This window comes from Vibrio ichthyoenteri ATCC 700023 (assembly GCF_000222605.1).
In the GTDB taxonomy this organism is placed as follows: Bacteria; Pseudomonadota; Gammaproteobacteria; order Enterobacterales; family Vibrionaceae; genus Vibrio; species Vibrio ichthyoenteri.
Genome location: NZ_AFWF01000293.1, coordinates 1 through 9,236, shown reverse-complemented (window position 1 = coordinate 9,236; position 9,236 = coordinate 1). Strand labels below are relative to the sequence as shown.

Sequence of the window (9,236 nt, the reverse complement as noted above, 5' to 3'; positions counted from 1 at the left end):
TATACACCAATATTACGTTTACTCTGACGCATCATAGACATCAGAAACGCCATAATATTCAACGAAGGAAGCCACACTGACCGCGTTGATATATCCAACGGAATATCATGTTTAGTGGCGGTAACTTTCCAGTCCATATTATGTTGTTCAAAGTATTCCAAAAATGGTGCCAGATTACTTGAATGACTCGTATTTGTGTTCAGTTGGCTCAATACTCCGTCCTCACATGGCAGTATATGACCTATTTTGACCTTTACATTATCACTATAGTTCTACGTAGACAAACGTGGAGACGCATGATGAAACTGACACCAATAACACGAATTCTAGGCCCATTAGTACTCACTAGCTCAATGGCTTTCGCCAATAATTCAGCCCAACTAAATCCTGTAGAATCAGCACTTCTAGTTGATGGAGCGCAAGTTACGATCCCGGTGAAAGATGCAAAACAGGCATTTAGTCCCGAATTTATCTCTGCTGCTCGTACAGAGTTCAACAATTTCCATTGGCAAATGGGAGGAGATCACTCGCTTTATTACAACATGCACATGAGTGAGTTCCTACCAACAGCCATGGCGGCACCAAACGCAGACTTCAAACCATTAAAAAAAGCATTCGACTCACGTCTAGAAAGGCTTACGGTGAAAACAAAATCAAAAGGTGAAATGTCGATTACAGATTACCTGGCAGATGAGCAGTTTCGTACCCAAGGTTTTATGTTGATTCATAAAGGCAAGATCGTTTATGAAGCATACCCTGGTATGAACCCGACCGATAAGCACGTATGGGCCTCTTCTGCAAAAACGACCGTTGGCACCATCATGGCAATGTTGGTCGAAGAAGGAAAAGTCACCCCGACGGCAGAGATATCAACTTATATTCCAGAACTAAAAGGGACAAATTGGGATGGCGTAACCGTGCTAAATGTACTGAATATGTCGACAGCACTCGACAATGAAGAAACTTTAGCCTCTATCCTAAACCCAGATTCAGATGTTGTTCGCTTCTTTGCAGCCGCTTTTAACTCTCCACGAGCAGCAACAGGTAAAATGGAATCTTGGTTAAGTGTCGCACAAGGAGCACAAAAGCTTGAGGGTGAGGAACCAGGCGATCACTTCCGCTACGCCTCTATCAACACCATCATACTGACTAAGCTTATCGAGAATGTGGAAAATAAGAGCTGGACACAGGTGTTTGAGGACCGCGTTTGGTCAAAGGTTCATGCAAGACAATCGATAGACTTTAACTTAACGCCAGATGGTACCGCACTACCGGTAGGTTTAGTCTCGTCGACGGTAGAAGATATGGCTCGCTGGGGGATATTGTTTACTCCAAGTTGGAAAACGGTGGCTGATGAACCCGTGATATCTCAAGCAGTGATAGACCGAATTCATAATAGCGGCGATCCTAAAGCGTTTGTTGGCAGCGAAAAAGAGAGCAGTTCAATCAGCGCTTTTGACGAGAAAGCCAAGTACAACGCCTATCAATTCGATTTCATCTTTGGTGATGGAGCAATGGCAAAAAGTGGCAACTTAGGCCAACTAATCTACATCGACCCTGATCGTGACTTTGTTGGTGTGATGTTCTCTACCAACCCTTACCACTCAGGATTTGGTGAAAACAAAGGAGCAGCCTTAATGCGTTCTGCAGCTAAGCTTTTAGCTGATTAAGCAGCCCAGCACAAAGGTACATGCACACGCCTAGAGACGATATATCCTCTGCCCCATTTCGGTTTGTAAACCCTAAATGGGGCAGTATTCTCTCGCTCTCAAACAAGCCTTCTAATCAGCAAACGACAAACGCAAGATCTAAAAAGGCGAACCAATCGATTCGCCTTTTGTTTGCTGAGTACATAAGAACTCGCGTTGACACACAACCTTATCGCAAGAAGCAATAAACTTATTTGTGTTTTGATGCTGGGTGTTGCTCAAGCATGAACGCGATCACTTCTTCATTTAAGCAAGATTTACTCACATATTGACGTTGTTTACCCATGTGAAGAATGAAACCTAAGTCGGTTTGTTCAAGTTGGTCGACATCACTCCAGGTGATTTTTCGATCTATTTTACCACTTTTATAAGTCACACCGTCAGTGTTCACTTGAAGCACCACTTTACGACCACGACTCGAGCTTATGGTTTGTCGCCATAGCCACCATGTTCGCTTGCAATAAACACTGAACGCTTCAATCACACTCAATACAATAAAGAACCAACCGACATAGCTGCTAGGTAACAACTCAAACTCTATTAAAACCACACCAAAAATAAGAAAGAGTATTCCTTTTAAATACGCGTGTGGGAACCGAGTTGGCTGACTAGTTTGATCATAACACTCGGCAAAGAAAGGCTTGTCGAGCGTATATTCTGTAGTGAAATCGAAATCTTTAGACATGTATGGTTACTTTAAGGTTTCAGTGAATGGGTATTCTATATTGCGATCTTGCAACACGGACATTGTATCACTTCTCAGAGCTTATCATTGAATAAAAAGGCATCCCCCAAAAACGTAAGCATCCTGCCTACCCTCTTTGATCTTTGAAGAGTACAAGCCTGCGGATTACTGTATTGGCATTCGCTTTTTATGGTTATACTGCCCTAAGCTAAAAACGATAAGATTATAAAAACTCGCGGCCTCAGCCAGACACTCCATTTTAAACCAAAAGAACTACTATGAATTTTGATATCAATGCACTGAAACATCACCAACTGGTCGAAGATGGTCAACTTGAAGGGTGTTACATTCATCAACCCGTACAAGGAAGTCAGCAAAACGACCAAGCGGTTTTAGCAGAGCGCCACGCGCTAGAAAAGATGGGGCGTAAGGTAGTACAGGTTCAAGCTAAAGGCGGGACCACAACGTTTGCCGAAGCAATGCAAAAACTTGCGAAGAAGACTGGCCACTTGCCCAAGGAATAAGCGAGTGGGGAAAACCAGATCACATAATATCGCTAAGACTAAAAATAGGCTTTATTCCCAAATTCAATAATATGTTTTACTACCAAGCCCATTAAAAATAACCGCTGGACACTTTATGCCACCGATTAAACAGCTTTCATCCACTGTTGTTTACCAAAATAACTGGATGTCAGTAAGAGAAGATAAAATTGAACGAGCAAGTGGTAAGCAAGGCATTTATGGCGTAGTCGATAAGCCTGACTGCGCTGCCATTATCGCCATTGATAATGGCATGATTTATCTGGTTAATCAGTATCGCTATACCGTGCAAAATAACTACTGGGAGCTGCCTCAAGGGGCTTGGGAAACAAACCCAGATGCCGATCATCTTGAGCTCGCTAAAGGCGAACTCCAAGAAGAGACCGGACTTATTGCCAACCGTATGACTTACCTAGGCTCGCAATTCATTGCCTATGGCTTTCTTAATCAAACCTGCCACATATACCTAGCCACTGAATTGACCCAATCTACTACTCAACTCGATCAAGAAGAGGAAGATCTCATCAGCCAAGCATTTGAGATCAATCAGTTTGAACAAATGCTAATAAGCGGTGAAATCAAAGACTGCGTGACTACCGCCGCTTACGGTCTAGCAAAATTGAAAGGCTTGGTTTAACCCCATTCCTGCTTGATTTGATTGATTTAGCGCTCACCAAACGTAAAGTCAGGTAAAGATACCTTGGTTCTTTGCTCGATAGATTGACGAGCACAACCCGTCACCTTATTTTTACTTTTTGTGTAAAAAACGATTAAGAGAAGAGCACGCATGGATTCGATAACCCAAGCCGCGCTTGGTGCAACCGTAGCGGGTGCGATTGCAGGTAAAAAATGCAACGCCAAAGTGCTACTTGCAGGTGCAGCGCTTGGCACACTGCCAGATTTAGATGTACTGCTAGATTATGGCGATGCAATCAGCAACACCATCAAGCATCGTGGTTTTAGCCATTCACTGCTGCTACTGCCTCCTTTTGGGTTACTTCTTGCATGGCTCTACACTCGCCTGCATCCTGACAGTTTTTGGACCTTCACTCGTGTCTCAACTCTGACCATCAGCGTGCTGGTTACCCATACCCTTCTAGATGCGATGACAACCTACGGAACCCAACTACTATGGCCAATCAAAGGGTATTTTGAAGTCAGTAATATCTTTATTATCGACCCCATTTATACCTTGCCATTAATTGCAGGGGTCATCGTTGCGTTGCTATCAAAAACTCAAGGTGGCAGATGGTGCCAAGCCGTCGTCTTGATCTCTACGCTTTACCTTGGTTGGGGCTACGCTGCCCAACAAAACATCAGTGACCGAGTTGAACAAAATCTATTAGCACAAAACATTCCTGCAGATCATGTCCGGATAATGCCGACCCCCTTTAATACCGTATTATGGCGAGTGATTGTGCGAGATGGCGACCAGTATTGGGAAGGCTTAGCCTCACTGTTAGACCACGACCAACATATCGATTTTATCTCCCGTCCTCTTGGTAGTTGGCCATTAGAAGAAAAGCCACCAACACTGTTAGGACTAAAAGCCTTTTCGCATAATTTCCTCAACTACCGTGAAGAAAACGGCAAACTGATCGTGACGGATTTACGCCTTGGTATGGCAAACAGCCTCGCGTTCCAATTTGTTTTAGCGACGATGGATCACGAGGGAGAATGGCAATTGCTCGAATCCCCTACCCGTCATCCAACTAATAGAGGCTTACAGCAGTTAGAGATTCTATGGCAACGCCTAAAAGGCGATCAAAACATTGATGCCAACCTGCAACCTATTGATCTCAGCTACAGTCGATAATTAAAAAAGCACTCGCGAACGAGTGCTTTTTTATTAAGTACCTAGTATTGAACTGGCGTACTGATATACAGAGTTTTATTCAAGGTCGTCGTACTTGGCTCAAGCTCGAAGTTCCAATTACCGACGATTGGGGCGTGGTACCCACCTTCGACAATAAACTCGACGGTTTTGTTGGTTTTCTTCCAGATGCGCACCAATCCGTCAACATTACTGGTTCGAATAATGCTATGTGCAACAGGATCAGCACAACCAGGAAGGAACTCCCCTTCATTCAATGTGATCTTATATAATGTGCGATTTGAGTCGATAAGAAAATCATCTGCTTGAACACTATCCACATTTAAAGTCGCAATTTGGTTTGCCAAAATATGTGGCGTATCTGGTGGCGTTACGTCAATTTCAACCGGAATGCGAAGGCTCAAATCGTGATCGGTTGAAAGTACGCTTTTATCCAAAGTGAAATCAATAAAGTTCACTGCTCTATGATCCAATTCACCAGAGATACGGTAGCTGATCTTATTTGCGCTTACACGGTATGGACGGACAACATTGTGGGATGAAAGGCTAGTCGCGTCACGTAGCTCGTTCACATTTGTCGTGTTTAGTGTTGCTCCTTCTAGCTCCACATGAAGCTGGAAACCATACAAAATGTGCTGGTAAGGAAGCACGTCATAATTCACTTTGATCGTCGGTACATTGACACCATATCGCTCAGCATCTTGTGCTGAAAGTGTGTACTCATGAGCTAACGCAGATTGCGCCATGCCCAATGACAGAGCGGAAGCAATAAATAGAGCCGTAACTGATTTTGTTGTTTTCATAATCACACCTTTACTTGGGATTGATTAGTTTTGTGAATAAATCAGATCAGTAAATAGCTCGAAAACAATAAATCCCGCAACTGTTTCACGAAACGTGAATTCAATATTGAGATACCAGTGCAAAACATTGCAAATCTAGCTTATTTTAGTGGAATAAACTAATTGATGGTTCGTTCCAACTTCGCTTGAATATAGAGCAAATCCGGCTTAATTTTTGTCCTTCCTATGGTTCAAAAATCAGGCTTAAAGAATGGATACCCATCCACACTTCCCCACAACCAGAGATGCAACAACAGAAAATATCAGCAAGATTTAGAAGCTTGAAAAGCTTGAAAGGACGCACATTTCAACAGCCCTTTATCTTCACCTAGTTATCGGCAAAATAACGACTCTTTAGAGGTTGCGACAACGCAGTACTGCTGTAGGTTGTATCTATAATGCCGATATTGTCAGGCAGGCTTTAAATAAAAAACGGTTGCACCTATTTCGATTGGATTCGTAAGGCCAACTACGCAGCCTAGCTTCCGACTTTGATAGAGAGACACAAAGAAAAGAACAGGCTTCAGATATGAAAAAGCCCCAGCATTTCTGCTAAGGCTTAGAATGTGGCGGAGCAATAAAGATTTATGCTCGCAGGCCGTGCCTTAAGACGCCTTCGGCTGGCAACGTTTTTTCGCTTCGCTCTAATGACCCCTCGCTAGGGTTCTTCACCCTATATTTCTCAGAACCCAAATAGCAAAAAGCCCGCTAATTTCTTAGCAGGCTTCTTTAAATGTGGCGGAGAGATAGGGATTTGAACCCCACCGCTAAAAAAATTATTTAACGCAAACCATTGATTTAAATCAGATTAATTCAATAAAAACTGCAAATCTAGTTACAAACGTTTAAGTCAATTGACTTGTTAAAAAATATTACACGGGTTCGTCGAAAAGTCAAACGATGCGACCACAATTGTCCAATTTATATCTCCTGAACAATTGCACTCCGTCTTGAAACCTTTAACTGTATTTTTTACGCCATATTCTCTGCATCATATCGACAGATTTGGCATTTAAAATCATCTTCTTGGTAACTAATTAATAGAGACTCATCGTCAACTACACCGTCACCATTACAAGTGTCTACCCAATCTCCATCGTCGGTTTCAATCATGCCCAAAACACCATCACAGCTAACATTTTCTAGTAAAGGCTGTAATACTTGCTGGTAGTGATACATTTGGTTATTACTTAGTTCATCTAGGTCGCCATCACTTGCCAATAGCTTTCGAGCAATGCCAATAGAAGCGCTTGCATCTAGCCCTGCATCTTCTGCTGATTCTTCAATGATCTGCTCGTTATCCAATAAAAACCCTAATACTTCTAAATCCATCCTAACCTCATTAATTATTTTTTAGCACCTAATGCGCAACGGCAATTATAAATTAACACTTAATAAGAATGATGTGTGCCAGATCCAAAAGGTTTAATCACACTGCTGACTTGAAAAACAGGGGGAGATCGTATGTGTGAGCGATGCAATGCCAAAGCTTCCGCATACTACCTTAAACACTAAGCGCAACGCATAGTGAAAATGCTACGCGTTGCGAACCACTCTTAAACAGATTGTTATAAAGCAATCATGTGACTAAGCTCATCTTTAATTGGGATAATCTGTTCGTAAAGTCGGTGATATGCCTTACCTATTGCACCCCTAAATTGAATTAGTTCAGGCGCATTGTCACCAATATTAATGATGTGTTCCTGCGCAATACCTGGATATGGGTCAATAAAAATGATTTCAGACATACCTAGCTGATAAGCTTTCTTAGCACACAATTCACAAGGACTCGCTGTTGTATACAGCTTACCACCTTCAATTCCTGAACTACCATATTTGGTCAGTTGTAAAAACGCATTTTCTTCTGCGTGCAAGGCTCTTGTGTGAACCTGATTGCCTTTATCATCAAGGCTATTATGAATATCCTTGAAACAATACGATAAGTTGTGCCCTTCAAAGATTTGGTTTTTGGAATTTATCTCTTTAATTTTAATTAGTTGTTCATTCGCTTTAATACGAAAGCTCTGGTTATTTCTTTCGTAATTACTATAAGCAACTGGATTGAACTCTTCTATCAGACCATTTAATGAACGCATAGAACAAGGTATTTGACCTTTTGCTACGTCATTCCAACCGACTGACTTAATTGAGTTACTGGCATCAGTAACAACTGCGCCAACTTGGCGAGAAATACAACCTGAGTTCATTTTCATGGTATAAGCAACTTGCATAACCCGTTCCATCGAAGAAGGTGGAACTAGACCTGGATGTTGCATTAAAGCGACGTACCAAACAATTTGTGCTTTTAGGATATTATTGTTGTCGAACTCATTTTTAGGATTGAACAAGTGGATATCAGAGATTTCAATGCACTTTTTCACATTTTGATTTGTAAATGCAACGAAGTCCCCTTTCACTTTACCTGATTCGATTTTTTCAATAGTATCAATCTGGTCTGATGAAAATTTATGCAGCTTTTGCATGTACTTACTCCGATGTTCATCGGGGGCATTGATAGACACCAAATGAAAAGCTGCGTAACGATCTTTAAAAAACTTCGCTTCGTAAGGATTACGAATCGCGTCAATTACAATATATGCTTTGTTTTTTGTTACCTTGCGAATCATCTTAATGACTCGATTAATCGTTTCAGGTAGGTGGAACACGCATGTAGGATCAAAATCAGCTTTATCGTATGCATTTTGGACGCTACCGGTCTTACGTATTGAATTACCACATGCTTGATAAGTCGATACATAAAGACCATGTCTGATCTCTTCTAGTTCTGTTTTAAAATCTCTCGTGAACTTTCGAATCAACGTCAGGATGCGAATGAAGGCATTTGCTTCTTTTTCTGAAACATCTAGATCTTTCGAGTGTTCTAATAAATTGAATATCAAATCTTTGTGATTTGATACGAGTCGGTTGTTGCTAAAAACGCCAGTTTTTAGCTTGGTATAAACTCGGTTCTCATCCAATGGATGTTCACTAGACCCACATATGAACTTAGCTAAATGTTCAGGCGATAGTGTTAGGATGTAAGTTGAGATTAGATCACTTACTTTAATGGAATAAAAGTTACTCCAATGCTGCTCTGCATATTTTCTAACAATTTTATAACGCTCGACATCCAAGCCTTTATAAAATCCATTTAAGTGTTCTGGTTCCGGAAAGTTAGGTTTTTTACTTTCCAATATATTAGCCGTAGTCGTACATCCTGAGCCGGTACGACCTGTTAAGCCGACTAAAATAAACTGGCTATTCTCTAGGAACAACTGACTAATAAACTGTTTGTTTTCCATATATTTCTCATTATTTTATAATACGTAACTCAACATTGCTTTATAACACTTATCAGACGACATATTGTCGTCTTTAATCTTTCGTTAATGCCATCATTTTCATATTAACTCAACTGATAATCAATAAGTTATGACACATGACGGGAAGTTAGGCTGCAAGATGTCGCCTAATGACGAGAATGAATAGTTATCAACTCTATCGGATAAGTTTGAGTTAGGAAAAGGCACGCCCTCTGAATTGTGTAGAGTATTTGATCTAAGTGATTTTGGGGCAAATCTAAGCTAGCCACGATAACTAGACATTTCCGGTGTTTTTCAAGAC

The 9,236-nt window shown here is 41.3% G+C and carries 8 protein-coding genes; 4 read left to right on the top strand and 4 right to left on the bottom strand.

Annotation, left to right across the window (positions count from 1 at the left end; translation table 11 throughout):
• Positions 1-299 precede the first annotated feature (299 nt).
• Entirely contained in the window at positions 300-1,670 is a 1,371-nt protein-coding gene (locus tag RH85_RS19340) for a serine hydrolase domain-containing protein (RefSeq protein ID WP_006714416.1), read from the top strand.
• 229 nt (positions 1,671-1,899) lie between these two features.
• Here the strand turns inward: RH85_RS19340 and RH85_RS19335 are convergent, their stop codons facing one another.
• Positions 1,900-2,394 carry a YcxB family protein gene (locus RH85_RS19335; protein WP_006714415.1) on the bottom strand — a complete coding sequence of 165 codons (495 nt, stop codon included), beginning with the start codon at positions 2,392-2,394 and terminating at the stop codon, positions 1,900-1,902.
• Between the two features lie 278 nt (positions 2,395-2,672).
• On the opposite strand from RH85_RS19335, the gene RH85_RS19330 reads away from it, so the two are divergent.
• The 3 genes from RH85_RS19330 to RH85_RS19320 all read left to right on the top strand — a co-directional run bounded on the left by RH85_RS19330 (position 2,673) and on the right by RH85_RS19320 (position 4,752).
• Complete coding sequence (locus RH85_RS19330) at positions 2,673-2,918, top strand: hypothetical protein (RefSeq protein WP_006714414.1); 246 nt, start codon at positions 2,673-2,675, stop codon at positions 2,916-2,918.
• Between the two features lie 115 nt (positions 2,919-3,033).
• Positions 3,034-3,573, top strand: a complete 540-nt coding sequence (locus tag RH85_RS19325; protein ID WP_006714413.1) for an NUDIX domain-containing protein — start codon at positions 3,034-3,036, stop codon at positions 3,571-3,573.
• A gap of 150 nt (positions 3,574-3,723) precedes the next feature.
• A complete protein-coding gene (locus RH85_RS19320) occupies positions 3,724-4,752 on the top strand; it encodes a metal-dependent hydrolase (protein WP_006714412.1) in 1,029 nt (342 codons plus the stop codon).
• A 41-nt stretch (positions 4,753-4,793) separates the two neighbouring features.
• Here RH85_RS19320 and RH85_RS19315 read toward each other — a convergent pair whose 3' ends face one another.
• The 3 genes from RH85_RS19315 to RH85_RS19305 form a co-directional block, all read right to left on the bottom strand.
• Positions 4,794-5,573 carry a hypothetical protein gene (locus tag RH85_RS19315; RefSeq protein WP_006714411.1) on the bottom strand — a complete coding sequence of 260 codons (780 nt, stop codon included), beginning with the start codon at positions 5,571-5,573 and terminating at the stop codon, positions 4,794-4,796.
• 1,011 nt (positions 5,574-6,584) lie between these two features.
• On the bottom strand, positions 6,585-6,944 hold the full coding sequence (locus RH85_RS19310; protein ID WP_006714410.1) for a hypothetical protein: 360 nt from the start codon (positions 6,942-6,944) through the stop codon (positions 6,585-6,587).
• 236 nt (positions 6,945-7,180) lie between these two features.
• Positions 7,181-8,914 (bottom strand): anti-phage dCTP deaminase, encoded by a 1,734-nt coding sequence (locus RH85_RS19305; RefSeq protein ID WP_006714409.1) that lies wholly within the window; start codon positions 8,912-8,914, stop codon positions 7,181-7,183.
• Between the last annotated feature and the right edge of the window lie 322 nt (positions 8,915-9,236).

What these genes read in the sequence shown, in the direction of transcription:
- RH85_RS19340 (WP_006714416.1), top strand. Translation starts at nt 300, where the DNA reads ATGAAACTGACACCAATAACACGAATTCTAGGCCCATTAGTACTCACT.
- RH85_RS19335 (WP_006714415.1), bottom strand. Translation starts at nt 2,394, where the DNA reads ATGTCTAAAGATTTCGATTTCACTACAGAATATACGCTCGACAAGCCT.
- RH85_RS19330 (WP_006714414.1), top strand. Translation starts at nt 2,673, where the DNA reads ATGAATTTTGATATCAATGCACTGAAACATCACCAACTGGTCGAAGAT.
- RH85_RS19325 (WP_006714413.1), top strand. Translation starts at nt 3,034, where the DNA reads ATGCCACCGATTAAACAGCTTTCATCCACTGTTGTTTACCAAAATAAC.
- RH85_RS19320 (WP_006714412.1), top strand. Translation starts at nt 3,724, where the DNA reads ATGGATTCGATAACCCAAGCCGCGCTTGGTGCAACCGTAGCGGGTGCG.
- RH85_RS19315 (WP_006714411.1), bottom strand. Translation starts at nt 5,573, where the DNA reads ATGAAAACAACAAAATCAGTTACGGCTCTATTTATTGCTTCCGCTCTG.
- RH85_RS19310 (WP_006714410.1), bottom strand. Translation starts at nt 6,944, where the DNA reads ATGGATTTAGAAGTATTAGGGTTTTTATTGGATAACGAGCAGATCATT.
- RH85_RS19305 (WP_006714409.1), bottom strand. Translation starts at nt 8,914, where the DNA reads ATGGAAAACAAACAGTTTATTAGTCAGTTGTTCCTAGAGAATAGCCAG.